Origin of the sequence: Pelotomaculum terephthalicicum JT (genome assembly GCF_022410535.1) — a bacterium.
GTDB classification, from domain to species: domain Bacteria; phylum Bacillota; class Desulfotomaculia; order Desulfotomaculales; family Pelotomaculaceae; genus Pelotomaculum_D; species Pelotomaculum_D terephthalicicum.
The window spans coordinates 94,605-119,696 of the sequence record NZ_JAKNBL010000001.1 but is presented as its reverse complement, the minus strand read 5'-3'; the positions used below and the strand labels follow the sequence as shown (position 1 = coordinate 119,696).

Here is a 25,092-nt window from a genome sequence, read left to right as displayed (position 1 = left end):
AAATTTACACTTAAAAATATATATCGTAAAGACCTTTTTAATAAATAAAAAGAGAAAAGTTGAGGTATTTAAACTATATAATTTCCATATAGTTTTTTTTGCTAATATTTTGGATTATGCGACGGTAGAATTTTCTTGACAACCTGATGCTAGGTCATAAAGATGATGAAATAGCGGGACCTATTGCGGAAGAAATAGCGAGATCCTTTGGTAAACCCTATCTAATAATCTATCTTTGACCAAGTGCCGCCAGAATATCCTGCAGTATTTTACTTGATGACAGCACGTATTTCTTATCGCAGTAATCGATTAAGATATTATTGTTTTCAATAATATCAATCAGGAATACAAGAAGATTAAATCTATATTCTTTTTTGTACTTTACAAACTGCTCAGCAGTATCTTTGCTGAAATACCCAAATCCGTCGGTAAAAAAAAATACATCAGAACTTCTGTGCTTTTTGTGTTTTTTAATAATTTCCATCGCTTTTTGAATGGGCTTATCAAAATTTGTCCCGCCGTAGTAAGACGATGTTAATAACTTAAAAAAGCCCGTAAAATCAGGTTTTCTTGGTAGTAATAAAATATAATCAATTTCACTGCTAAAATTAATTAGACAAAAATAACGCCGTTTGCGCAGGGCGCCCAAAGCTATGGTTAACACGATAGCCTTTAGTATTTCAAGATTTTCCCCTTGCATGCTTCCGGAGGTATCAAGGCAAACGATTACTCCTCCTTTGCCACGGTAGTCCTTGGCTTCATATTCGTAAGTAAATAATTTATTTTCCAAATAATTATTATAAAATAAATCTATGAGATCATCGTCTAAATATAATAAATCCAAAGGTACAATATTAGCAAGATCATTGGACAATCGTATCTTCACTTTACATTCAAAAGATGACTTTGCCACCTTTTCCCGTTTCTTTTCTTTAATATCTTGCAAATTGCCAACACATCTTATGATTTCTAGTATTTCCGGATGTTTTTTGATAATTTCTGCAATATATGTGCATAAATTGGGGTTTGTTTCTATCAGTTTACCAAAAGATAAATCCCAATAATTATTTAATCTAAGATTTCTTAAGCTATCATAAATCTCTTTTCTTTTAATAAAATCATCTTTTATTTTTAAAGAAGCATACTCGATTATTTTTTCAAAACTTTTTAATGTAAAATTTTTTTGCTGATGGTTGTATTCTTCTATTTTGGCTAAAACGCTGAATGATTTACTGGATAATGTCTGAGCGCTGTCCCCGGGTTCTCTGTCGCCAGCAGCCTTTGATCCTTTCTTTTGTTGAAAGGCCAACTCCTTCAAATATTCCGCTAATTGATTGAGCTTACAAAACATGTTTAACCGCTTGGCCATGTCGTACTTACTGCTTGTATTTATGTTATTTATTTCTTCAAGACTCTTACTTATATAATTATCAATGCTAGTTACTAAATTATTCCGCATCGCATCCAACTGGCTTTGCCCGGAACCGGAATTAGTATTCGCGGAGGAATTTCCCGGCTCTTGTCGGCTTTTATCATTCTGATTATTGTTTGCTGGCTTGTTGATTGCATTTGTATAGCTGTCAAGCATATCTATATTTTCGTATATTTCTTCTAACTTATTATCCTCGTAGCTGTCAAGCTCATCAATATAACCAACGATTTCTTTAATAAAAAAATAGCTGTTTTGCTCGTTTAATGTGGTGAATCTTTTTATATCTCTAATAGGGAAAGTGTTGGAAATATTTTTTAAAGTTTGATACTTAATTCGGTCACTTAACGTTAGTTCCTTCGGGTTAAGATCTTTTAAAGAATAATATTCTTTGAAAAGAATATTATATAGGCTAAATAACATATCCTGGTCGAAAAGTCCTGCTTTTTGCGGATCTATATCTTTGTTTAACTTGTATTTACGTTCCAAATAAGAAAAATACATTCGATCATATTCATCATGTTCAATAAATATCATTATTAATTATCACCCTCGGATAAGGATGTAGATATTTTGTCATCAAGCTTTTCGAGCTCATTATAGTAAATCTTGAAATTATCAAGCCTTTCCGAAATATTTGACTCAACCTTTTTCTTGAATAAATTAGTTATTTTTAAATACTCTTTGTTGTTTGAGCAGTTGGCGAGCTCTAACTCGAGCTGGTTTTTAATTTTATTTAACTTATATATATATTCTTTAATCAAACCATGCTGAATATAAAGTTTCTTTTTTTGATTTTCTTTTAAATAGCTGTTACATTTAATGTAATCCCCATAGAGAGCCCTGGTATTGGATATTAAATCCTTAATCACATTGTCGAAGGCATCTGAAATATTCATTGAAATACTTGATAATATATTATTAAATATACTTTCTACTATGATTGAATCCAGGTTTTTTTTTAAAAGATTATAGTCCTCCGGTTGCTCCCAGGCCATGAAAGGGACAATAAATAAGTCTTCAACTTTTATTGAGTTCCTGTTGTTAATAAGAGCGCTGACCTTAAGTACTTTTACAATATTTTTAAATTTCCGGTCAGATATATAATAATTATTCTCCTGGCAAAATTCCCTTATTTTATAAAGAACATTTATTACTTCCGGCCCAAGCTGAATTTTTTGCGATTCACCGAATACGTATTCAAGGTCATTCAAATCAAGCATGAAATCGTAATTAAAACTTTCCTTGATTTTGGCCGGGTCATCTTCCACCAGCAGCATGCTTGTAAAATTTTTAAAATCTTTTATTGGTTCACTAATGTATTTAATGGTAAATCTGTCGTATAGGGCCTGCAGGTCATCCATTTCTTCATCATCTGGAACTTCGTTGGAAGCGCCAAATAAGGAAATCAGGGGAACTTTAATAATTTCTATATCATTTACATAAACCTTTTCGTTTGCAATCATTAATAGACTGTTTAGTATTGAACTGTTCCCTTTAAAAATTTCATCCAGGAAACCAATTTCAACGTCGGCCAGCTTGTTGTCAATTTTTCTAGCAAACCGATCATTTTTTAATCCAGATAAGGATACAGGTCCAAACATTTCTTCCGGTGTTGTATACTTAGTCAGGAGGTACTTAAAAATTTTAACATTCTTTATGAGTGAAGAAAAAACATTAATAATTGCAGATTTGGCAATTCCTGTTTTGCCCAAGATAAACATGTTTTGTCTGGAGAAAACTGTTAGGATCATTAAGGAAATTAATTCCTCCCTTTCTAGAAAAACACTATTCAAAGCATCCTCAATGTATATTATTTTTTTTAAAACAGAAGTTTTAACCATTGTCTTTACCCCGTAAGAATAAATATGCTTCCAGCACGCCGCCGGCTATCGCCCGGGCTTTATCGGAAATGGTAAAACAATTTTCGCGCTGGTTGCGTGGGTCAATATCCCCCACCTTCATGCCAGGTGTTACTTTTAAATTACTGTACAGCATACCCCTAAGAACCCCGGAGATCGTTGCATAAAGCGGCATGTCGTCAACAGTCGCTACAATTTCCCCTTTTTGCACACTATCCCCGATTTCCCTGACAGCGTGGAAAGTGCCGCTTCCCGGAGAGCGGAGGACTCGCTCTTCCCGGTAGCCGCCAATTTCACCAGGTATCCCTGTATTTGGCTCAGCTTGACCCTCTAAAATTACTCTCCCCAAGCTGTGACCTCTTTGGGTTTCCACCACGGCGTGAACATCCACCCCGGCAGTAAAACCCGGCCCCAGACCAATTACTATTGGAGCGTCATTAATGGTTGTTCCTATATTTCTTTTGGCGATTGTTGCGTCAATAGCTGCTGTTGGACGAAGTGCTTTAAGAGGGTATTGAGACGGATCAGCAATGATTGGTATTTTCCCGGCTTCCAACAATTTAGCAATATCGCCCGCTGTAACGGCTAATTCGGCCGTTATATCCTCCACCGTGAATTTGCCTCTGAATACCGCTTCAGCGAAGGAAACCGTGCGTCTGATAACCATTGGTTCGGGCAATTCAATCATAACTACGGGGAAGCCGCTTCTCACAAGCCTGTGAGCTGCTCCGCTGGCTAGGTCGCCAGCTCCCCTGATCACGATCAGGTTTTTATCCATGTCCTTTCCACCCCCAAGCGAAAAATTAATTTTCGTTCTCCAAAATGGTGCTCTTATAATTGAATACTAAACTGATTTTCCAAAGGAGCAGGAGGGAAAGCTACAGTGCGGGCAGTCAAGACAAAGGCCTCCGTGCCCCATTCTTGTTATTTCTCTCCTGGTTACCCGCTCGCCAGCGAGAATACGCGGGAGGATGAGGTCAAAGATGGTTGCCTTGGAATACATCACACAGGCAGGCAGGCCTAGGATAGGAGTGGCGCCAAGGTACGCCAGAATAAACATCGCTCCGGGAAAAACAGGCGCGCCGTAAGTGACAATTTCAGCGCCGGTGGCCCGGATACCGCTGGGGGTAACATCATCGGGGTCAACAGACATCCCCCCGGTGATAATGACCATATCAGCGCCCTTTTTAATAAAGTCCATGATACTTTTTGTTATACGGGTGGTTTCGTCAGGTAAAATCACGTGGAACGGAACGGGGCAGTCAAAGCGAGAAAGTTTTTCCTTTACAACTGGGCTGAATTTGTCCACAATCCGGCCGTGATAAACCTCATTACCGGTAGTAATAAGACCCGTGCGAAATGATTGTATTTCCTTTACTTCCAGCAACGGGCCCCGTTCTTTACATACCTGCTCCACCAGCTCAATTTTTTCTCTTTTAACAACCAGCGGGATAACCTTAGTGGCCGCTATCATGTCTCCCTTTTCTACAATCAGGTTGGTGTGGCGTGTTGACAGGGCGACCTCTTCAATGTCGTTAACTAGGCACACACCCTGCACATCTACTTTGAGCAGTCCGGTAACAGAGGCGATGAATCTTACCTTACCTTCACCGGGTTCGGTAAATGTGGTGCCCTCACCACCGGAAGCCCCGGCGATCCTTTGGGCGGCCTCATTTTCATGAAGAAATTCAGCGCCGCATTCCCAGATATAGATTTGATCTTTGCCTAGCTTTAACAGTTCGGGCACGTCCTCTGCTCTGATTATATGCCCTTTCTTGAAAGCAGCGCCTTTGAATTTTCCCGGTATCACCATCGTGATGTCATGACACAGAACCATACCAACAGCTTCCTTGGTATCCACTTTTTGCATTGTTTCTCCGCCTTTCTGTCATATTTCACGTTAGTCAGAGATAGTGATCAGTTGTTTTGGGACACCCCCAGGCGGGATGCTTCTCCGGCGGCCAGAATCACACCTGCGATTAAAATGCCAACACCTCTATAACCGGATCGGCAGCCTGCGCGGCCCCGACTGCCACCCGCTTTGCCCCTCCCCGCCCAAGCAAGCCGGCGACTTCACGGGCATTGTTTAGAGCAATAGTTGATTCAACTTTATTTATAAAAGGGAGCCAGCGGCGACTTTCCTGTGAGATATCTTTGCCATAGCCCTGGCTGTGCAGAAGCACTCTGGCAACTGCCTGTCCGGTTACTAACTCACCAATATTCATAGAGGCAAGGCTGGCAATTATTTCAGGCCGGTGGGTATATTCCCTGTTCAGGGGCTTGCCCAGGCAATCAATTCCTACCACAGGCACAACTAATGTCGCTGTATCCGGCATAACCGGCTCGCCTTCCCGGGGTGCCTTAAAAGGCTTGTGTGCGGCCCCGTCTGCTTCCACAATAATTAAGTCAACGCCTGTGCCGGGTAATTCGGCAATAAAATCTTTATCCAGGCCTTTAAGTTTATTTTCCCGGTCTAACCCTACCCCGGCCACTACCAGGGGAAAGGAAGCTAAGTTACTTTTTATCTCAGACAGAAGGTGTTCTGGAGAAGATTCAATGATCAGCTTCAGCATCTGCTCTTGCTCAGGGGCGAAAATCCGTGTCGTAGTGGTTAGCAGCACCTTCCACCCCTGTTTTATCGCTTCTTGCCCGATGGCAAACGTGGTGGTAGTTTTTCCACCTGCCCCGGCAAGGGCAACAACGTCACCCTTTTTTATTGAAAAAGCTTCAATAAACTTCATAAGTAAACCTCTTTCTGCATTTGCGGCGCCAATTATTTGTTGATCCTGCCGATCTGGCCAACCCATGTGTTAGCCCAGTGGCGTACGGACTAAGCTTTAATATATTTGTTTAAAGCAAGTCTATTACTCACTAGCTCTGCTAACGCACCATATTTTTAAGGCCATTTGTAAATCAAATCTCTTATCCGGTTCTTTCAGAGTAAAGCCACCTATTTCACATATCTTCCTAATCCGGTATTTGAAGCCGCTTGGCGTGACAGCCGCAGCCTTGGCTGCCTCTTTAATATTGCTGTCATGACTGAAATAAAGATGAAGGGTCTCTGTCAGTTGAGTGTGGTGCCTGGCGTCGTATTCCAGCAGCTTGCCGAGCTGTTTCTGCATATAAGACAGAAGGTCCTGCTGGTTGGAGTTGTGTATGAGCAGGCCATAAGTACCCAGACTGTCAAAGGAAAGCACAGTATTGTTTTGGTTTAGCCCTTTTATTACTGTTAATGCTTTCTGGGCTTCCTGGTAGGATTGCGCGAAATCCGAGGGTGCATAGCAAATACCCCCAATACCAATCGAAACGGTTATTTTGGGTTTCGAGAAACGCCGGCTAACTTTTGTCTGGATAGCTTGCGCCAGATCAGTACCGGTACAGGTTGCATTTGCTTCCAGCGCGGTGATTACGATAGTGTTATTGCCTTTTGCCGTAACCAGGCCATGAAGGTTACAGGCATTAAGCGCCAGGTTAACCGTTTCGCAAAGATGGCTCTTGAATTGGAGAAGCTGCCTTTCATCCAGCATGAAATTGTCAATTAATCGTGAAAAGTTATCCACATTAATGAGCAGAACACAGTGGAACTGGCTGAGATTATAGCCGAGGTGGCTTGCTCTTTCAATAATCAAGCTTTCGGAGCTAAAGTTACCCGAGATTAAATCGTCAACAAAATCACCTTTAAGACGGTTTTCTGTTTCAGCCACAGCCCGGGTTTGCATCATCTTGAGGGCGAAAACCGTGGCTGCGCGCTCCAAGGTCATCTGAGCCAGCCCGGTGAACTTCCCTGAGGTTTTGAAAACGCTAACATAGCCCAGGATATCCTGGCCGGTTACGATCGGGGAAATAAGTCTGGCGAATGGTTTATTGGTTGATTCCGGAGGGAGCAGTACCGGTCTTTTTTCCTGGCTCAACGTGACGGCCAGATGGCGGTGGCGACAATTGTTAAAGATATCCCTGGCTGAGCATACTTGAGCCGGCAAGTTCTTTTCTGTTGACATTGTGGGCAAAGAATGAGCGACTGGCCGGAAGAACTGGTCTTCCACAAGGATCGCTCCACCAATGATCCGGCCCACGGTACTGGCAATAGTCGACAGATCGTCTCCGTTTAAGATCATCTTGTTTATCTGCTCGTAGTTGGCTATAGATTGTTTTAGTATTTCATTTTGCTCACGGATCTTGTCGTAGGTCTGCTCTAAGGCTTCACTCAGGTTGGTTTCCTGATAGTAGCGCAGGTCGGGAAGAATTTCATCACCCCACTGGGTTAGCGTTTTCCCGATATAACGGCAGTGCGGGTCGCCCTTGGCAGTGCAGGATACTTCCTTGATGATTACCCGTTCACCAAAAAAAGCCGACATAATACCACTGGCGTAACCCGCCAGTGACCAGCATACCGGTTCTGTGGCAGGGCCGAAATGTTTGAGGTGATGCTCTGCTTCGTAAGAATCATGCCATATGCCTTCGCAAAGCCAGTTGCTTTTGCCTCCGTTGTTTTGGATCTCCAAAGGGGTGACACGGGCCATACCGACAAATGTGTGGGAAAGTACACCTAACTGATAGCTTTCAGCTTTATCGCTCAAGGGAAAATCACGCATGGAGTTTGCGGCATCGTGGTAACCGGCGGAAAAACCGTAGCGAATTAAAAGCCCCTTGGCTTGTTCTGTACCCAAGGTACAGATAATGTCTTTGCGCAGATTGCCGAGCGCGTCGGTATTAAGAATCAGCACCCGGTTATTTTTGATGTAATTTTTTCCTGCCTCGGATTGCAATCTTAATAGTTTGTCAAAATGTATATCCTGAATAATCAACCACACCCCCTTAGAAACGTGTCCAGTCTTCAGCCAGTTAACGTTAATTATTGTTCTTAGATTAGTCATTATAGGCTAATCCTGGTTTTATGTACATAAATATACCATATTGAACTGCTAACAAAAACCATTAAGCTGGATAGTATTCTACTGAATATTCTGTCTTGTTGGATAGTTGAAATAGTTCTGACTTGTGTGATAATTTTTATGTCAGTAAATCAATGGGCAGGATTCTTCAGTATACATGCTTATTGATAAAAAAATCATGGAGGTGGCTAATTATTGTGTTACAAAGCGTAGACACTTACTGGAACCCATTCATGGAGACTATGCCGTTAGACAAGCTGAAGGAAATGCAGTTGACGAAATTCAAAAAGATTTTTAAGTGGGGCTATGAACATTCGAGACTTTACCGGGGCATGTATGAAGAAGCCGGCTTAAGGCCAGATGATATTAAAACCTGGGACGATGTCTTGAAGGTACCGATGCTGGAAAAGGACAAATACCGCAAGGCTCAGGCTAAGCAACCATGGCCTTATGGCGATGCCCTGTGTGCCGCTTGAAGAAGTCACAGAATACCACCAGACCAGCGGCACCACGGGACAGCCGATATATGTACCGGATACCTGGCAGGACTGGGAATGGTGGACTGAGAGTTGGTGCTACATTCTGTGGGCGCAGGGTTTCAGGGAAACCGACAGGGTATTTTTGCCGTTCGGTTATAACAATTTTATCGCCTACTGGGCCGGCCATTATGCCTGTGAGAAGATCGGCGCTGAAGTTGTCTCAGGCGCATTGCTGAACACTGAAGAAAGATTATTGAAAATGAAAGACCTCAGGGTCACCGCTTTTATGGCTACGCCTACTTATGTGCTTGGTTTGGCGGATGGCGCTCGGAAAAAGCTTAATATGGATCCGAAGGAATGGGGAATCAAGAGAATCCTGTGCGCCGGAGAGCCGGGTGCGAGTATTCCTACCACCAAGAAAAGGATGGAGGATGCGTGGGGCTGTGATGTATTCGACCATATCGGCGCGACCGAAATCGGCGCCTGGGGATTTGAATGTACTTCTAAGCCGGGTGGCATGCATATTAACGAAGGTTTATTCCTGATCGAACTGCTGGATCTGGAAACCGGACAGCCTGTCGAAGAGCCAGGCAAGCTTGGGAAAGTTGTCATTACTGCTTTTGACAAGATGGCCCAGCCCTGCATCCGCTATGACAGTAAAGACGTGGCCATGTGGGGTGAGCCCTGCCAGTGCGGCCGCACCTTCCGCGTGCTGAAAGGCGGGATCCAGGGCCGGATCGACCATATCACCAAGGTTAAGGGTGTCCTGTTTAGTCCTGTTGCGGTGGAAGAAGTAGTACGCAGCATGCCTCAACTGGGTGATGAGTATGAATTGATTGTCGATAAAGTTGGAGATATCGACCGGATTACCTTAAAGTATGAACTGGCTCCCGGCTGTGAGGGCCAGGAAAAAGAAACAGAAACCGAACTGGCCAGATTGTTGAGACTGAAGACCAACCTGAACTATGAATATGAAAGTCATCCTTATGAGTCCTTGCCCAGGTACCAAGTAAAAGCCAAGCGCTTTAAAGACCTCAGAAATAATCATTAAAAAGGGGTGATATAAATGGCAGCACAAGTTAACCTCCGCGAAATAGCCAATGCAATTTCGAACATCATGCAAGAAGTTGACAAGTTAAAAGAAATGGGTAGCGGCATTAAATGTGTTGAAATGAATGTTGTGAGAATGTCTGCGATGATCAAAATGTTGGAACTTGATATTACTGATGTTGCCGATGTGTTAGGCGCTTAGTTTGGCCTTCCTTAAAACGCTTGACGGATCTCGGTGCTATAACATGCGACTAAAGTAATTGTTGCAGTCGTATAGGGATCCGTCAAACCTTCTTTTAAAAAGTGCAAATGACAATTTTGAGAAGCGGGTGCAAAAAATTATATTGCGGTTAATGCAAAACGAAAAAGAGGAGGTTTGCTATGTACCTACCGGATTTTGAGTATTATGCACCTACAAGCTTGTGGGAAGCGTGCGGGCTTCTAGCGCAATTCGGCCCCAGGGTAAAAGTAATCGCGGGTGGGACTGACGTCTTACCCAAAATGAAACAAGATATCCTGGCGCCGGAGGTACTGGTATCACTTAAAAACCTCAGCCAGTTGACTGATATTTTTTATAAAAAAGGAAAAGGAATGGTTATCGGAGCCCGGGCTACTCACAATAACCTGGTTAATTCACCAGCCCTACAGGAAAAGTATCTTTCAATTTGTGAGGCCGCCCACCACATGGCCAATAACCAGATCAGAAATACGGGAACGGTGGGGGGCAATATTGTGAACGCCGTACCCTCCGCAGACCTGCCTCCCATCCTGATTGCCCTTGGCGCTGTGGTAAAGCTGTTCGGAACCGATGGGGAAAGGACTGTTTTACTGGAAGAGTTTTTTACCGGACCGGGTAAGACTGTGCTCAAACAAAACGAAATCCTAACCGAAATTGTTATCCCCGATCAATCCTTTACCGGCAGTACCTATATAAAATTCGGGCTGCGCCGCTCAGGCGCCCTGGCAGTAGTTGGGGTGGCCGTCGCAGTTTCTATGCAAGGGGATATTTGTAAAGAGGCCCGGATTGTCCTGGGTGCTGTGGCCCCTGTACCCATGCGGGCTAAGAAAGCAGAAGAATTGTTAAAGGGCAAAGCAGTTACCCAAGAACTGCTGGAAGAGATCGGTGTGTGTGCTGCCGGTGAAAGTAAGCCCATCTCTGATATTCGCGGCTCGGCCGAATACCGGAAGGATATGGTGCGGGTTTTTACTAAGCGTGCCCTATCGAAAGCAATTAAAGAAGGACACTGCTAAGAGAAGGGGGGAACAAAATTTATGAAGGCGATTACAGACAAAAATGGCGTAAAGCGTTATCTGATCACTCTGAACGTCAATGAGGACGGCTACACTAGAGTTGTTAAAGCTAATACCACCTTGGCTAATGTCCTGCGTGATGAACTGGACTTGACCGGGACTAAAAAAGGCTGTGAGTTAGGCGACTGCGGGTCATGCACTGTCCTGCTGGACGGTAAGCCGGTAGACTCCTGCCTGGTACTGGCGGTAGAGGCGGACGGTTGTGATATTGTCACCATCGAGGGACTGGCGCAGAATGAAAAATTGGATAAGCTGCAGGAATCCTTTGTGAAAAACGCGGCGGTGCAGTGCGGCTACTGCACGCCGGGCATGATTATGTCCGCCAAGGCTTTGCTTACTCGCAAACCCCGCCCCAGCGAAGAAGAAGTGCGCGAAGCAATTGCCGGCAACCTGTGCCGCTGCACAGGCTATGTCAATATTGTCAAGGCCGTGTTGGCCGCGGCTAACGAGCAGTAAAGGAGGTGAAAAAATATGGAGGAAAAAACAAGGACATCCTACACAGAATACAAACCAGAGGAGATAAGCGAGTTTAAGATAAAGGATGAGAAATACTCGGTTATAGGTAAAAGTGTACCCAAGATGGACGGGCGTGTTAAGGTTACCGGCCAGGCGAAATACACCGGAGACCTGAAGTTTCCAAATATGCTGGTGGGGAAAATCCTTCACAGCCCGTATGCTCACGCCAAAATTTTGAGCATAGACACATCAGCGGCGGAAAAACTCCCGGGGGTTAAGGCTGTCATTACCCATAAGGACGTGCCCAGCCTGAAGTACGGGATCAGCCCGGCGCGCTGGGATGAGAACATTTTCTGCATTGACAAGGTCCGCTATGTGGGTGATAAAGTGGCTGCCGTGGCCGCTATTGATGAGGATACAGTTTATAAGGCATTAAAGTTAATTAAAGTGGAATATGAGGAATTGCCGGCTGTATTTGACCCGATTGAGGCTATGAAAGAGGGCGCGCCGCAGGTACACGACGAGTACCCCGGCAATATAAACACGGAAATTCACCAGAATTTCGGCGATGTGGAGCAAGCGTTTAAGGACGCTTATTACGTGCGCACCGACCGCTTTGTGGGGAACCGCACCTACCATGCTCCGATTGAGCCCCACTCGGCCATATCGATCTGGGAAGACGGTAAGCTGACTGTTTATTGCAGCACGCAGTCGCCACACTATTTTCAATATTATATCGCCCGGGAGTTCGGCATGAAAATGGGCGATGTGCGGGTGCTCAAGACCTTTGTGGGAGGCGGCTTCGGGGGTAAGCTGGAGCCGACCGCTCTGGAGTTCGCCGGGGCTGTTTTAGCCAGGATGACTGGCCGCCCGGTCAAGATGTTTTACGACCGCGCCGAGATGTTCACTCATAACCGGGGACGCCATAAGGTGGTTATGGAGATCACTACAGGCGTGGATAAAAACGGTAAGATCCTCGGTGTGCACGCCAACTTCGTTCAGGACGGCGGTGCTTATACCAGCCTCGGTATTGCCACTGCTTACTATGCCGGGGCCATGCTGACCCTGACCTATGACTTTGTCAACTATAAATTTGATATGACCAGGGTTTATACCAATCTGCCGGCCTGCGGCGCCCAGCGGGGACACGGGGCGCCCCAGCCCAGGTATGCTTTTGAGTGTCACCTGGATCACGTCGCTGAGCATCTGGGGATTGATCCCATTGAACTGCGTTTGCGGAATGCCCGCCGGCCGAATACAATTACCCCCAATGAATTCGGTGTCCAATCCTGCGAAATGAAGGCCTGCCTGGAAAAAGCGCGGGAGATTTCAGGCTGGCAAGATAAGAAAGGCAAACTGCCCAAGGGCAGGGGGATTGGGATTGCCACAGGCAGTTTTGTTACCGGCGCCGGCTACCCAATTTACAGGACAGATCTACCCCACGCTTCAGCCATGATTAAGGTGCATGAGGACGGCACCGCCGCCACCCTTTATACCGGGGCTACTGATATCGGGCAGGGTTCCGACACCATCCTTTGCCAGATGGCCGCGGAGGCGATGGGGTTCACTTATGACAATATGAAGATAGTAACCGCTGATACTGAAACTACTCCTCATGATTTTGGCGCCTACGCCAGCCGCCAGACCCTCATGTCCGGCTCTGCTGTAAAACAGGCCGGTGAAGAGGTCAAGGCGCAGGTTTTGGAAATGGCTTCGGTCTTGATGGAAGTGGACGTTGATAACCTGGACTGCCGGGATGCAGTAGTATATTGCAAGTCAAACCCTGAAATCAGGAAGACTTTTGGAGAAGTCGCGAGAACGTTCTTTGTTAAAAGAGGCCCGCTGGTCGGGCGTGGAGTTTATGCCCCGCCCAAGCTCGGCGGCAAATTCAAGGGAGCTCCGGTAGGAACTTCGCCGGCCTACAGCTTCGCAGCGCAAATCAGCGAGGTTGAGATCGATGAGGAGACCGGGGAAATCAATGTTAAAGAAGTTTGGGATGTCCACGACTGTGGCATGGTGATTAACCCGGCGCTGCTTCACGCTCAGGTACACGGCGCTCTCTATATGGGTATGGGCGAGACAGTGTGGGAAGAGGTTGTGTTTGACAATAAAGGAAAGCTCCTCAACGGCAACCTGGGAGAGTACCGGATGCCGACGTCGTTAGATATGCCTAAGATTGTATCGGAACTTGTGGAAAGCAGTGAGCCGGCGGGGCCATGGGGCGTTAAGGAAGTTGGCGAAGGCGCTACCATCCCCACTATGGGTTGCTTTTCCAACGCTATTTACGACGCCATGGGTGTGCGTGTGAGTAGCTTGCCACTAAGTTACGAAAAGGTATGGCGCGCTTTAAAGGAAAAGCGGGAAAAGGAAGGCATCCAAAAATAGAGAGCCTATAAGTGGCGGCATGCCGCCACTTATACAAGAAGAGCCACATATCCAATGAAAAGGCCGAGTATTAGCCAAGTTATTCTATTCTAGTCGCTTAAAAAACGGCATAGAAGTTTGTTTCCAAAAGAGCATAGCCTCCCTAATCGTCATTTATACTGATTTATAAATTTCCATTAATTATCCCCTGGGAGGAATTACCTTGTTTTGAGAAAGGAGGGGAGAGAACAGATTGACCCGGGAAATTATTTTAGAAACCAGTGTTGCTGATAATCCAAAATTCAATTAAGGGGGGTATTATATTGTATCGTGACTTACGCTCGTTTTTAACCAAACTGGAAGAAGAAGGACAGCTCGTTCATATTACTGATGAAATTTTACCGGAACCGACTATCCGGGAAATTGGCCGCGCAGCCTGCGATTTGCCAAACGGCCCGGCAGTGATGATTGAAAATATTAAAGGTCACCCGGGTAAGCGGGTGGTATTAAACGTCCATGGTTCTTGGGCTAACCATGCTTTAATGTTGGGTATGGATAAAACTGCCACAGTTAAGGAACAGTTTTTTAATCTGCTCGAAAAATGGGATAGGTATCCCGGTGAAGTTAAATATGTTGGCAAGCCGGCTTGTCAGGAAGTTGTAATTAAAGATAACATCAACATTGATGAGATGTTGCCGATGTTCCGGATTAACGCTTATGACGCCGGTTGCTTCTTTTCAAAAGCATCGGTTGTTACCAAAGACCTTTTTGATCCGGACAGCCTTGAAACAGAAAACGTAGGAACGTACAGGTTGCAGGTGCAAGGCAAAGATATCATTGGCATCCAGGCTTTACCTTTCCATGATATTGCCAGACATGTTACCAAAGCGGAAGAAATGAATAAGCCATTGCCTATCGCTATTTGTTTAGGTGTTGATCCGGCGCTCACATTTATGGCCAGTACACCGATCAATTACGATCAATCAGAGTACAAGTACGCTGCAGCAATTAACGGTATACCTTGTGAAATCGCTAAAGCTCTGACAAGTAATCTTGATATCCCGGCAAATGCCGAGTACGTGATTGAAGGCGAAATTATCCCACGTCAGCGGTTCGCGGAAGGGCCATTTGGAGAATTCCCAGGCAGTTATTCAGGCACTCGCCTCCAGACGCGGATTAAAGTGAAATGTATCACCCATCGTAAAGATCCTATTTTCGAGAACCTCTTCATGGGGCGTCCCTGGACTGAAATCGACTACCTGTTAGCGCTTAATACCTGTGTACCGCTTTACAAGCAGTTGAAAGAGACCATGCCCGAAATAGTCGCAGTCAATGCTATGTATCAGCATGGCTTAACCGCTATTGTTTCCACTGCTAACCGTTTTGGCGGCTATGCCAAGTCTGTTGCTTTCCGTTTGGCTTCTACACCGCATGGCATTTCCTACTGTAAAAACATCATCTTAGTTGGTCCGGACGTCGATCCGTTTAACTTGGAACAGGTCATGTGGTCCTTATCTGCCAGGGTGCGTCCCGACAAAGACGTTATTGTCATTCCTTACACACCTGGCATGCCGCTTGATCCCACCTCGGAACCGCCCGGCATGGGAGGTAAATTTATTATTGACGCAACCAACCCGGCTCCTCCAGATCTGATTTTGCGCGAAACAAGGCTAATTGATAATCCTAATTCAAAAGGTTTCGAGAAAATAATTTCTGATCTCCAAAAAAAGGCTTCAGTTAAGTAGTTTCATAAATTATATCTCAGATTATTATCGGGATTAATTAAAGGAGGATAAATGCATGAAGTGTGTGCGTTGTTTACACGATACCGCAGCGAAATTTGCTGAAGCTCCCGATGGCAGTGGCGCTTGGGAGATGTATGTTTGCAGCCGTTGTAACTTTACGTGGCGTAACACAGAAGAGGATGAAGTAATTAATCCAGAAAAGCGCGATCCGTATTTTCAACTCAAAGGAAACATAGAAGATCTTCAAGTTCTGGTGCCCGTTCCTCCGCTAAAAAAGAGCTAGTTCTTTCCTAATTGCATTAGTCAATGCACAGATAATGTATACGTTTTATAGAAAACAGTGGGGTATCACCTTGTCGCCCTTTTTAAACTAACATCCCGGGTGAGACCCCACTGAATGTAAATTTTGCCCTGACAAAATCAGGTTTTTTATGGTTATTTAAGCGGACAGAAAGATAGAACTGGAGGGATTACTGTTGACCAGAATAGTAGTGGCAATATCAGGTGCCACCGGAGCAATATACGGCATCAAGCTTCTTCAGGAATTTAATAAAGCAGCTATAGAAACGCAATTAATCATAAGTAACTCAGCCCAAAAAACAATTGAACTGGAAACTGATTATTTATTGGATGATATCGGGAAAATGGCCAGCCATCAGTTTTCTAATAGTGATATTGCTGCCCCACCGGCAAGCGGCTCCTTTTTACATCAGGGAATGGTAATCGCTCCTTGTAGTATGAAAACTCTTTCCGCGATAGCCAACGGATATGCAGATAACTTAATTAACCGTGCCGCTGATGTAGTAATTAAAGAAAGACGCAAGCTGGTCCTGCTGGTGCGTGAAACCCCGTTAAGCCCGATCCACCTGGAAAATATGCTTAAATTGTCCAGACTCGGAGTAATAATCATGCCTCCGGTACCTTCCTTTTATCACCGTCCGAGGACAATAGAGGATATTATCAAGCAAATGATAGGCCGGATATTTGATCAATTGGGAATCGAAAATTCCCTGCTCAATAGATGGCCTATTAAATAATCTATTTAGCAGATGACCCGGCTGGGATAAAACCATCATACTAAAAAAAGCTAACTGAATATTCAAATTTCTCAACTTTATGAAAAAAGAAGGTGCGTTAAACGTGTATAAAATTATCTGTCCGCATTGCTGCCGGGAAAGCTTTTCGGCGTCCAAGAAGAGATGGTTGAGCAATCCGGCCTGCCCTTACTGTGGTAACAGTATGCATGATTCTACAGCGTTGGAAGGCGAATATGGGTTCGGTGTATTGGATAATGAAACTACTAGCCGCGCTATTTCTGCCGATAAGCAAGGGGAATAGGTATCCAAGGGGAATATTGCACTTCAGTCTTAATGCCTGTCCGGGTATGAAGGTTGAGGATGTTGACCCATGTCACAGGGTGTGAGCATTTTACAATTTCTGGTAAGGATCCGGGAATAGCGGCGGGGTATTGAAAGTATATCTTTCTTATGGAGGAGGTTTTCGGCATGGATTCGGAATTAATAAAAACATTGCTTTCTCTCAGAGAAGCTGGTGAAGATGCAGCTCTGGCAACAGTTATCCGGGTAACGGGCTCCACCCCGCGGAATGCCGGTGCTAAGATGCTGGTACTCAAGGACGGACGGGTTTACGGGACCATCGGCGGCGGATGCGGGGAAGCTGAAGTTAAAAGAGAGGCCCTTGACGTACTGAATCTTAAAGTTTCAAAAAAACACAGGCTGGATCTGACAAACGACGTTGCCGCCGGGGAGGGTATGGTCTGCGGAGGTACAATGGAAGTCTTTATTGATTTCCTCAGTTGCGAGGATAACGAGTCCAGGCTGGTTCTATTGGCCTATCTTGCCTCTTTGCAAAAAAAAGAACCTCTCCTACTGGTAACAATAACTGACATTGATGAAGGAAAAAAGCAGCTTTTAGGACGGAAAATGGCCTTTTTACCGGCAGACAATGAGGCCGGGGAATTGGGGGCATTAGAAATAACAGAACAAGCCCGCATTCTTGCCGGACAGTTCCGGACGGCGAGGGAACCCGGGCTGATCACTCTTACCGCCGAAGCAACGCAAAACAAGATAGAAAAACTAGAGTTGTTATTTGAGCAGGGTATTGTGACACCTCAAATATTAATTTTAGGAGGGGGGCATATTGCCGGGCCGCTGGTAAAAATGGCCGCCATACTTGGTTATAATACCACTGTTGTTGATGATCGGCCCTCTTTTGCCAACATGGCTCGCTTTCCTGAAGCAGGACAAGTAATCTGCACTGGTTTCGAATACTATTTAAAAACCCTGGAAACTGGTGATGACACCTTTATTGTGATTATAACCAGGGGACACACGCATGACCTGGGGTGCCTCCGTGAAGTGATCAACAAGCCCGTAGCATACATTGGCATGATCGGCAGCCGCAGAAAAATAATGGGAGTTATGACACAACTAGAATCAGAAGGAATTTCTATTGAGCGATTGAAAGAGGTTTTTGCGCCAATTGGCCTGGATATAGGCGCTGAGACGCCGGAAGAGATCGCCTTAAGCATCCTCGCTGAGATTGTTAATGTATGGCGCGAAGGGAAGTTAATTAAAAACAAATTTTTTAAAGTAAAAAACTGAATACTTCTACGTATTACTATTATATTTAAATACTGATATGGTTCCGTTTTACAATCTGAAAGATGAGAAGCCACAATACCATAGGGTATGTTTCTAATCTCGAAGCTTTTAAATGTTGACAGAAAACATTGTAAATATTAAAATTTCTGTAAATGCATGTACTAAAAAATGTTTAAGAAATGAGGTTTTGGCATTTTGATTGCGGGGGTGGTGCTGGCTGCTGGTGCATCGTCCCGTTTGGGTGTACCAAAACAACTGCTTGCCTATCGAGGAAGACCGATAATCGCTCATGTCGTTGAAAACCTGCTAATGTCGCAGTTGGATGAGGTTGTTGTTATCCTAGGCAGCCGGGCTGAACAGGTGATGGAGGTGCTGGCTGGATATTCTATCAGGATTATAAATAACCATGAATTTGCCGCTGGTCAAAGCACCTCGCTGAAGGCCGGTATAATGTCGCTAAGTAGCGCCACGCGGGCTGCGTTGTTTGCCTTGGGAGACCAGCCGCTGGTGAGCGTGCAGACAATTAATCTGCTTATCCACTATTACTGGTTAACAGGGGGAATTGTAGCTCCTTATTTTAAAGGTAAAAGGGGAAACCCGGTTTTATTTGACAGGGATTTTTTTGGAGAGATGTCCTTCCTTTCGGGTGACGTTGGCGCAAGGGAAGTTATCCGCAGACATTCTAAAAGCCTGGTTAGGGTGGATGTTGAGGACAGCGGGGTTGTTTTTGACGTGGATACATGGGGTGATTATCATGATTTGGTAACTGGTTGGGAAAGATGATGCGTATGATACTGATTATTTCTGCTTAATAATCATCGAAGGGGGCGTGAAATTGTCTGCGCCTGTGATAGATTTTCATATTCATCCGGTTTATTACGAGAAGTACACCCCGTCGGCGGAGGAGTTTGTAAAAAATAATCATAACGTGGAGGATTGGCCGGCTTTTGTAAAAAAATATAGTGACGCTGATGAGTTTACCTCGTATCTGACTGACAACGGAGTGGATTTCGGAATTGTGCTGGCGGAGTTGAGTCCGATAACCACCGGGATTTGCACTAATGAATACGTGTCTGAATTTTGCCGGGGGCGGGACCGCCTGATTCCGTTTGCCTGTGTTAATCCTTACATGGTAAACGATGCCGGCGGGGAAGTGGAGAGGCTGGTCAAAGAAATGGGTTTCCGGGGGTTAAAGCTTTACCCTACCTATAATTATTTTTACCCGAATGAATCGCTGGTTTACCCAATCTATGCCAAGGCTGAGGAGCTTGGCATACCGGTGATGCTGCACACGGGTTCTTCAGTTTTTCAAGGGGCCAGGCTTAAATACGGTGACCCGCTGTTTTTTGATGATGTGGCGATTGACTTCCCCGCTCTTACCTTGCTGATGACCCATTGCGGACGGGGCTTGTGGTACAATAAGGCCTACTTTCTTTCCCGCCTGCATAAAAACCTTTATATGGAAGTGACCGGATTGCCCCCACAGAAACTGCTGGAGTATTTTCCCGAATTGGAGCGCAATGCCGATAAGGTGATATTCGGTTCGGACTGGCCCGCCGTGGCCAGCATCAAGTCCAACATTGAAGCTGTCAGGGCGCTCCCTTTAAAGGAAGAAACCAAGGAAAAAATCCTGGGCGGGAACGCCGCCCGGCTGCTAAAGATGACAGAATGGTGATAAACTATGACCTTTGAAATATAAATTAGCGGTGATTTTGACCTAATTCAAAGAGCGAGTGAGCCTGAGGATATAAATAGCAATCCCGTATCACTTTGATAGTGATACGGGATCTCTTTTTGAATCATTATGGGATTAGCGTTTTGCTGGTTGCCTTTTGACACAGGTAGGAGTCTTCAGGGCAGCCCCTACTATTTTGTTTACAATAAACTGTCTGTGATGGTATATTGATTAATGTTGATTGAATATAGTTAATTGGGCAAAACCGGGAGGTTAAGGATGATAATAAAAGCTAAACCGATGTCGGTGTTAAAAGAGGAAGCGGTGCGGCTGCATAAGAAAAACCGGGGTAAAATATCTGTGGAAAGCAAGGTGCCGGTAAAAGACGAGTATGACCTTTCCCTTGCTTATACGCCGGGTGTGGCGGAACCGTGCCGGTTGATTCACGAGAAAAGGGATTTGGTTTATGAATATACGGGAAAAGGCAATCTAGTAGCGGTGGTTACCGACGGTACCGCCGTGCTCGGGCTGGGGAATCTCGGCCCGGAAGCGGCTCTGCCGGTAATGGAAGGGAAAGCCGTGCTGTTTAAAAAGTTTGCCGGTGTTGACGCTTTTCCCATTTGCGTCGGTACAACCGATGCCGCTCAGATCGTCGAGTTTGTGAAATTGCTCGCGCCTGCCTTCGGCGGCGTCAACCTGGAGGATATCGCCGCTCCGGCTTGCTTTGAAGTCGAACAAAGGCTGAAGGCTGAAACAGACATACCGATTTTTCACGATGACCAGCATGGCACGGCGGTGGTAGTGACTGCCGGCTTAATTAACGCGCTCAAGCTGGTAGGCAAAAAGCCCGAACAGATAACAGTGGTGATTAATGGCGCCGGCGCTGCGGCGATAGCCGTTGCCCGCCTGCTGCACAGCCTGGGTGTGCCGGTGATAAAAATGTGCGACAGCAAAGGGGCGATTTATCCCGGCCGCCGGGACGGGATGAATAAGCACAAGGAAGAAATTGCTTTGCTGGCGAACCGGCAGGGCAGTTCCGGCGCACTGGCCGATCTGCTGGCGGGCGCTGATGTATTTATTGGGTTGTCGAAAGGCGGGCAGCTGAATAGTCCGATGGTTTCCACCATGAGCTCCGGTCCCATAATATTTGCGCTGGCTAATCCGGAGCCGGAAATTTATCCGGAAGAGGCTTTGGCTGCGGGCGCTGCCGTTGTGGCTACCGGCCGGTCGGATTTTTTTAACCAGGTTAACAATGTCCTCGCTTTTCCCGGTATATTCAGGGGCGCCCTGGATGTGCGCGCCAGTGACATCAATGAAGCGATGAAGGTTGCCGCGGCGCGGGCGATTGCCGGCACGGTGGCGGAAGAAGAGCTGTGCCGCGAATATATTATTCCCAAACCGTTTGACTCGCGGGTTGCGCCGGCAGTGGCAGAGGCGGTGGCAAGGGCGGCGCATAACAGCGGAGTATCCAGGGTGGATATGGACCCTGTGGATGTGGCTGAAAGAACCAGGATGCTGTTGAAACTGCAGAACAACGTCTGATTAACAAGGAAAGGCAAGAGGGGACAGCAGGAGGCAAGGGGGACGGTTCTCTTTGTCTCACCCTTTCTTTGGTGAGACAAAGAGAACCGTCCCCCTTGCCTCCCCGGTATGGATAATAATGGGGGTGTTATGCATGGCGGCGCGGAAAATAATCGTCGCGATCACCGGCGCCACTGGTGCGATATATGGTATTAGACTGCTGGAGGCTCTTAAAGAATGTCCGGATGTGGAAACTCACCTTATCTTGAGCAACTGGGCGGAGAAAACCATCGCGTTGGAGACGAACCGTTCGGTTGAGGCAGTTCGCCAAATGGCTTGCCGCAGCTACGATCTGCTGGACATGAAAGCGCCGGTAGCCAGTGGATCGTTTCCGGTCGGCGGTATGATCGTTATTCCTTGCAGCATGAAAACGTTGGCGGCGATAGCCCATGGCCTGGCTGAAAATCTCATAATCCGGGCTGCCGACGTAATGCTGAAGGAACGGAAAAAGTTAATTCTGGTTCCGCGGGAGACCCCCTTAAGCACGATTCATATTGAAAATATGCTGACGGTAACTAAGGCCGGGGCGTGCCTGATTCCGCCCATGCCGGCATTTTACAACCATCCGGCCACCATTGATGATCTGGTCAATCACCTGATCGGGCGGGTAATGGACCAGCTTGATTTGCCTCATAACCTGTCGCGGCGCTGGTGCGGAATTAGCACTTTTTAACTAAAGCCATGGCTCATTTGTGTTATTGCTTGAAGTATAGTAGAATATTATTAAGAAGTAATTTACCTGATTAATTAGATGGTATCCTTGCAACTAAATATATTTTGTAAGTTGTTCTTTTTTTAGCCAGGTTTGGGAAATCGCTCACATGATTTCTCTTTGTCCTGGAATAGGAGGGGTGATATGCCCGCCCGCAAGCATGCGAAAAAAATTTATGAACATTTTAACAAAATAGTCGCCGACCCCGTACTTCAGATAAAACGATTAAAAAAAACCGGCTCGTTTAGAATTATCGGCTGGGTTCCCACAGATGTTCCGGAAGAACTGATTCACGCCGCCGGCGCTCTCCCTATTGGCATCGTTGCTTTAGAGAGGCAAGCCGTTTCACTTTCCACGCCACATATGCAAGTCTGGTCTTGTTCCCTGATGCGATGTGCCCTGGGTATGGCCTTGGAAGGCTCATTTGATTTATTGAACGGCCTGATCATCCCGGTTATTTGTGATACCACGCGAATGGTGACAGGTATTTGGAAACAGGTAAAGCCTTATGCGTTTATGGATAACTTTTTATTGCCTAAACAGGTTGACCGGCCAAGCGCGAAAGATTATTTAATTGGAGAAATGGGCCGCTTAAAGGCGCGTCTTGAGCAATTTATGGATCGCACGATTACCGCGAGTGAGCTCTGCGCCAGTATCAGACTATACAACCATAACCGGTCGGTAATGCGTAAACTGTTTTCCCTGCACACTGAGCATCCTGAACTTTTAAGCAACAGGAATATGTACAACATTATTAAATCATCAATGTTGATGCCAAAGGAACTGCACACGAATATGATTGCGGAGCTGTGGCAGGAACTCGAAAAGAAAGTTGATGACAACAAGTCCGCCGGTAAAAAATGCCATGTGCGTTTGCTGCTGTCGGGCAAGGTCTGGGAACCTCCCGTAATCATGGATATCTTTGATGGTTTAGATATTGTTTCGGCAGGCGACGATTTTTGCACGGGTTACCGTTATATTGCAAACGATGTGCCTGAAACCGGAGAACCGCTAAGAGCATTGGCGGAACGCCAGTTTAACCGCCTTCCTATCGCCGCTTTCGCCGGTAAGAGTGGGGATAGGGCAAAGAGCATAATAAAAATGGTTGAGGAAACACATGCTCATGGAGTGCTTTTTGTGCACTTGAAGTATTGCGAACCTGAAAATTTTGATTACCCGATGCTCCGCGACGATTTATCTGCCTACGGCATTCCGAATTGTCGTATTGAAACTGAAATTGACAGCTTGCCTGGGGAGAATTATTTTGAGCAGATTAAGGCGTTTATTGATAGTATAGGTGGAGTGGTATAAGTGGTCGTAAGTCCTTCTTTCAAGACAACCAGCTTATTTAAGCAAATGATGGCCGAGTATCATGAGCGGGGTGTCGCCGCCAAGGAAAAAGGCATCCCTGTGGCCTGGGTAACAGCTACTTTTCCGGTGGAAATAATTTATGCCGCCGGCTTATTTCCGTATTACCCGGAAAATTTCGGCGCCCGCATCGCGGCTAAAAAAGTCGCCGATCGTATATCCGCGGCCGCGGAGGAAAAGGGCTATTTCCCCGACCTCTGCGCTTACGCCCGGTGCGGGATTGGAAACGCTTTTTCTGTTGAACGTCCGGCTGGTGAGGTCTTGAAGCCGGACGTGGTTTTTTGCTCCAACGCCCAATGCGGCAGTTTGCAGAAGTGGTTCGAAGCGGCAGGCAGGTATTATCAGGTGCCGTTTTTTCTGATTGACACGCCTCTTATTGAGAATACGCCGACTACTTTGATCAAGCGGTACATTGTTGAACAATTGCATGAATTACTGGATTTTCTTGAGCTTTATACGGGGAATACGTTTAACTTCAGCCGTTTGGCTGAAGTTATATCCTTATCTAACGAAGCCTGCCGCTTGTGGAATGAAATTCTTAATATGGCGGCGTTAAAGCCCGCTCCTTTCGGCTATTTTGACGCTTGTTACCACCTGGCGCCCATCGTTGCCTGGAGGGGTACGAAATGGGCTGTTGATTACTACAAGGAACTGAAAAAAGAGTTGGAAGAAAGGCTGGATAACAATGTTTACGTTATCTCTGACGAGCGGTATAAGCTTTACTTTGACCATATCCCGGTGTGGCCGAGATTGCGCTGGTTCTCAAATCTGCTGATGGAAAGAAAAGCGCTGGCGGTTGCTTCTCAATATACCCACTCATGGGCATGGCGGTTTGATCTGAACAGGCCACTGGAAAGTCTTGTGAAAAATTATACGGAAGTGTTTATCAACAGGGGTTATGAGTACCGGCTCCAGCAAAAAATCATTTTAATGAAAGAGTTCAAGGTCGATGGATTTATCTTGTTTTCTAACCGCAGCTGCAAGCCGAAAGCGCTGGGTCTATATGACAAGTACCAGATTATCAGTGACCGCACCGGGTTGCCCGGGGTTATTTTTGAAGCGGATATGTCGGATGAGCGTTATTTTGATGAGGAATACATCAAGAAACTTTTTGCTGAGTTTTTTGACCGGCTTGAGCATAATTCGAATTGAGCGCGGTTGAGAGGATATAATTGCAACGGCTCGGTAATTACTCTGATTCCCGGAATAGGGGTTTTTTCTTTTTTTGTCCTTTTTTAGCACATGATGCTGATTCAAGAGAGAGGGGTGGGGATTGCCGGGTTACGGCGCAGGATGGATATGAAATTGTATTAAGTGATATAAATTTGGTTTTGGTTCAGGATGTGCCCGGCAGGATTATGCCTTTCCAGGCAGAAGTATAGAGATGGACAAAATAAAGGCGCATAGGCGGCTATGCCGCCAATTTTTTCCATGAAATGAAATCCTCCCCCGGCATTTGTAGAATTGGTCCGTGCCGGCCGGCCTGGCCGCAGGACGGGGGCGGGGTGGTATGATTATCAAAAGCAGGAAGGAGGTGGCCAAAG

General features: G+C 45.8%; 24 protein-coding genes. 17 read left to right on the top strand and 7 right to left on the bottom strand.

The window, feature by feature from the left end:
- Nucleotides 1-229: 229 nt before the first annotated feature.
- From L9W92_RS00560 to L9W92_RS00535, 6 genes are all read right to left on the bottom strand, one after another.
- On the bottom strand, nucleotides 230-1,966 hold the full coding sequence (locus L9W92_RS00560) for a VWA domain-containing protein (protein ID WP_240081821.1): 1,737 nt from the start codon (nucleotides 1,964-1,966) through the stop codon (nucleotides 230-232).
- Nucleotides 1,967-1,968: 2 nt separating this feature from the next.
- Nucleotides 1,969-3,273 carry an AAA family ATPase gene (locus L9W92_RS00555; RefSeq protein WP_240081820.1) on the bottom strand — a complete coding sequence of 435 codons (1,305 nt, stop codon included), beginning with the start codon at nucleotides 3,271-3,273 and terminating at the stop codon, nucleotides 1,969-1,971.
- The gene (yqeB, locus tag L9W92_RS00550) at nucleotides 3,266-4,069 is read right to left on the bottom strand and encodes a selenium-dependent molybdenum cofactor biosynthesis protein YqeB (protein ID WP_240081819.1); all 804 of its coding nucleotides are present in this window, start codon (nucleotides 4,067-4,069) and stop codon (nucleotides 3,266-3,268) included. The genes L9W92_RS00555 and yqeB overlap by 8 nt, the downstream gene beginning before the upstream one ends.
- Nucleotides 4,070-4,135: 66 nt before the next feature.
- A complete protein-coding gene (locus L9W92_RS00545) occupies nucleotides 4,136-5,161 on the bottom strand; it encodes a molybdopterin-binding protein (protein WP_240081818.1) in 1,026 nt (341 codons plus the stop codon).
- Between the two features lie 109 nt (nucleotides 5,162-5,270).
- Nucleotides 5,271-6,032, bottom strand: coding sequence for a selenium cofactor biosynthesis protein YqeC (yqeC, locus tag L9W92_RS00540; protein ID WP_240081817.1), 762 nt, complete (start codon nucleotides 6,030-6,032; stop codon nucleotides 5,271-5,273).
- Nucleotides 6,033-6,155: 123 nt separating this feature from the next.
- Nucleotides 6,156-8,096, bottom strand: coding sequence for a XylR N-terminal domain-containing protein (locus tag L9W92_RS00535; protein ID WP_240081816.1), 1,941 nt, complete (start codon nucleotides 8,094-8,096; stop codon nucleotides 6,156-6,158).
- A 284-nt stretch (nucleotides 8,097-8,380) separates the two neighbouring features.
- Here L9W92_RS00535 and L9W92_RS00530 point away from each other — a divergent pair, with 284 nt between their 5' ends.
- The 17 genes from L9W92_RS00530 to L9W92_RS00450 all read left to right on the top strand — a co-directional run bounded on the left by L9W92_RS00530 (nucleotide 8,381) and on the right by L9W92_RS00450 (nucleotide 24,700).
- On the top strand, nucleotides 8,381-8,659 hold the full coding sequence (locus L9W92_RS00530; RefSeq protein ID WP_240081815.1) for a hypothetical protein: 279 nt from the start codon (nucleotides 8,381-8,383) through the stop codon (nucleotides 8,657-8,659).
- Nucleotides 8,649-9,713, top strand: a complete 1,065-nt coding sequence (locus L9W92_RS00525; RefSeq protein ID WP_240081814.1) for a phenylacetate--CoA ligase family protein — start codon at nucleotides 8,649-8,651, stop codon at nucleotides 9,711-9,713. Before L9W92_RS00530 ends, L9W92_RS00525 begins: the two co-directional genes overlap by 11 nt.
- Nucleotides 9,714-9,728: 15 nt before the next feature.
- Entirely contained in the window at nucleotides 9,729-9,914 is a 186-nt protein-coding gene (locus tag L9W92_RS00520) for a hypothetical protein (protein ID WP_240081813.1), read from the top strand.
- 179 nt (nucleotides 9,915-10,093) lie between these two features.
- Entirely contained in the window at nucleotides 10,094-10,963 is an 870-nt protein-coding gene (locus tag L9W92_RS00515) for an FAD binding domain-containing protein (protein WP_240081812.1), read from the top strand.
- 21 nt (nucleotides 10,964-10,984) lie between these two features.
- On the top strand, nucleotides 10,985-11,479 hold the full coding sequence (locus tag L9W92_RS00510; RefSeq protein ID WP_240081811.1) for a (2Fe-2S)-binding protein: 495 nt from the start codon (nucleotides 10,985-10,987) through the stop codon (nucleotides 11,477-11,479).
- 15 nt (nucleotides 11,480-11,494) lie between these two features.
- Entirely contained in the window at nucleotides 11,495-13,864 is a 2,370-nt protein-coding gene (hcrA, locus tag L9W92_RS00505; RefSeq protein ID WP_240081810.1) for a 4-hydroxybenzoyl-CoA reductase subunit alpha, read from the top strand.
- Nucleotides 13,865-14,166: 302 nt separating this feature from the next.
- Nucleotides 14,167-15,588, top strand: a complete 1,422-nt coding sequence (locus L9W92_RS00500) for a non-oxidative hydroxyarylic acid decarboxylases subunit C (RefSeq protein WP_240081809.1) — start codon at nucleotides 14,167-14,169, stop codon at nucleotides 15,586-15,588.
- A 55-nt stretch (nucleotides 15,589-15,643) separates the two neighbouring features.
- Nucleotides 15,644-15,871, top strand: a complete 228-nt coding sequence (locus L9W92_RS00495; RefSeq protein ID WP_240081808.1) for a non-oxidative hydroxyarylic acid decarboxylases subunit D — start codon at nucleotides 15,644-15,646, stop codon at nucleotides 15,869-15,871.
- A gap of 193 nt (nucleotides 15,872-16,064) precedes the next feature.
- Entirely contained in the window at nucleotides 16,065-16,625 is a 561-nt protein-coding gene (locus tag L9W92_RS00490; protein WP_240081807.1) for a UbiX family flavin prenyltransferase, read from the top strand.
- Between the two features lie 103 nt (nucleotides 16,626-16,728).
- Nucleotides 16,729-16,926 (top strand): hypothetical protein, encoded by a 198-nt coding sequence (locus tag L9W92_RS00485; protein ID WP_240081806.1) that lies wholly within the window; start codon nucleotides 16,729-16,731, stop codon nucleotides 16,924-16,926.
- 167 nt (nucleotides 16,927-17,093) lie between these two features.
- Nucleotides 17,094-18,212 (top strand): XdhC family protein, encoded by a 1,119-nt coding sequence (locus tag L9W92_RS00480; RefSeq protein ID WP_240081805.1) that lies wholly within the window; start codon nucleotides 17,094-17,096, stop codon nucleotides 18,210-18,212.
- A gap of 195 nt (nucleotides 18,213-18,407) precedes the next feature.
- Complete coding sequence (gene mocA, locus L9W92_RS00475) at nucleotides 18,408-18,995, top strand: molybdenum cofactor cytidylyltransferase (protein WP_240081804.1); 588 nt, start codon at nucleotides 18,408-18,410, stop codon at nucleotides 18,993-18,995.
- Between the two features lie 52 nt (nucleotides 18,996-19,047).
- Nucleotides 19,048-19,887: an amidohydrolase family protein gene (locus L9W92_RS00470; RefSeq protein WP_248285774.1), complete on the top strand. Its 840-nt coding sequence runs from the start codon at nucleotides 19,048-19,050 to the stop codon at nucleotides 19,885-19,887.
- Between the two features lie 279 nt (nucleotides 19,888-20,166).
- Nucleotides 20,167-21,429, top strand: a complete 1,263-nt coding sequence (locus L9W92_RS00465) for an NAD(P)-dependent malic enzyme (protein ID WP_446676299.1) — start codon at nucleotides 20,167-20,169, stop codon at nucleotides 21,427-21,429.
- A 133-nt stretch (nucleotides 21,430-21,562) separates the two neighbouring features.
- Nucleotides 21,563-22,141 (top strand): UbiX family flavin prenyltransferase, encoded by a 579-nt coding sequence (locus L9W92_RS00460; RefSeq protein WP_240081802.1) that lies wholly within the window; start codon nucleotides 21,563-21,565, stop codon nucleotides 22,139-22,141.
- Nucleotides 22,142-22,324: 183 nt separating this feature from the next.
- The gene (locus L9W92_RS00455) at nucleotides 22,325-23,491 is read left to right on the top strand and encodes a 2-hydroxyacyl-CoA dehydratase subunit D (protein ID WP_240081801.1); all 1,167 of its coding nucleotides are present in this window, start codon (nucleotides 22,325-22,327) and stop codon (nucleotides 23,489-23,491) included.
- The gene (locus tag L9W92_RS00450; protein ID WP_240081800.1) at nucleotides 23,492-24,700 is read left to right on the top strand and encodes a 2-hydroxyacyl-CoA dehydratase subunit D; all 1,209 of its coding nucleotides are present in this window, start codon (nucleotides 23,492-23,494) and stop codon (nucleotides 24,698-24,700) included.
- A 158-nt stretch (nucleotides 24,701-24,858) separates the two neighbouring features.
- On the opposite strand, the gene L9W92_RS18730 is transcribed toward L9W92_RS00450, so the two are convergent.
- Nucleotides 24,859-24,981, bottom strand: a complete 123-nt coding sequence (locus tag L9W92_RS18730; RefSeq protein ID WP_282442257.1) for a hypothetical protein — start codon at nucleotides 24,979-24,981, stop codon at nucleotides 24,859-24,861.
- Between the last annotated feature and the right edge of the window lie 111 nt (nucleotides 24,982-25,092).

Bases quoted from the DNA above. Each gene is read 5' to 3' on its own strand.
- L9W92_RS00555 (WP_240081820.1), bottom strand. From the start codon at position 3,273: ATGGTTAAAACTTCTGTTTTAAAAAAAATAATATACATTGAGGATGCT.
- L9W92_RS00460 (WP_240081802.1), top strand. From the start codon at position 21,563: ATGGCGGCGCGGAAAATAATCGTCGCGATCACCGGCGCCACTGGTGCG.
- yqeC (WP_240081817.1), bottom strand. From the start codon at position 6,032: ATGAAGTTTATTGAAGCTTTTTCAATAAAAAAGGGTGACGTTGTTGCC.
- L9W92_RS00515 (WP_240081812.1), top strand. From the start codon at position 10,094: ATGTACCTACCGGATTTTGAGTATTATGCACCTACAAGCTTGTGGGAA.
- L9W92_RS00545 (WP_240081818.1), bottom strand. From the start codon at position 5,161: ATGCAAAAAGTGGATACCAAGGAAGCTGTTGGTATGGTTCTGTGTCAT.
- hcrA (WP_240081810.1), top strand. From the start codon at position 11,495: ATGGAGGAAAAAACAAGGACATCCTACACAGAATACAAACCAGAGGAG.
- L9W92_RS00455 (WP_240081801.1), top strand. From the start codon at position 22,325: ATGCCCGCCCGCAAGCATGCGAAAAAAATTTATGAACATTTTAACAAA.
- L9W92_RS00560 (WP_240081821.1), bottom strand. From the start codon at position 1,966: ATGATATTTATTGAACATGATGAATATGATCGAATGTATTTTTCTTAT.
- yqeB (WP_240081819.1), bottom strand. From the start codon at position 4,069: ATGGATAAAAACCTGATCGTGATCAGGGGAGCTGGCGACCTAGCCAGC.
- L9W92_RS00495 (WP_240081808.1), top strand. From the start codon at position 15,644: ATGAAGTGTGTGCGTTGTTTACACGATACCGCAGCGAAATTTGCTGAA.
- L9W92_RS18730 (WP_282442257.1), bottom strand. From the start codon at position 24,981: ATGGAAAAAATTGGCGGCATAGCCGCCTATGCGCCTTTATTTTGTCCA.
- L9W92_RS00465 (WP_446676299.1), top strand. From the start codon at position 20,167: ATGATAATAAAAGCTAAACCGATGTCGGTGTTAAAAGAGGAAGCGGTG.
- L9W92_RS00510 (WP_240081811.1), top strand. From the start codon at position 10,985: ATGAAGGCGATTACAGACAAAAATGGCGTAAAGCGTTATCTGATCACT.
- L9W92_RS00520 (WP_240081813.1), top strand. From the start codon at position 9,729: ATGGCAGCACAAGTTAACCTCCGCGAAATAGCCAATGCAATTTCGAAC.
- L9W92_RS00480 (WP_240081805.1), top strand. From the start codon at position 17,094: ATGGATTCGGAATTAATAAAAACATTGCTTTCTCTCAGAGAAGCTGGT.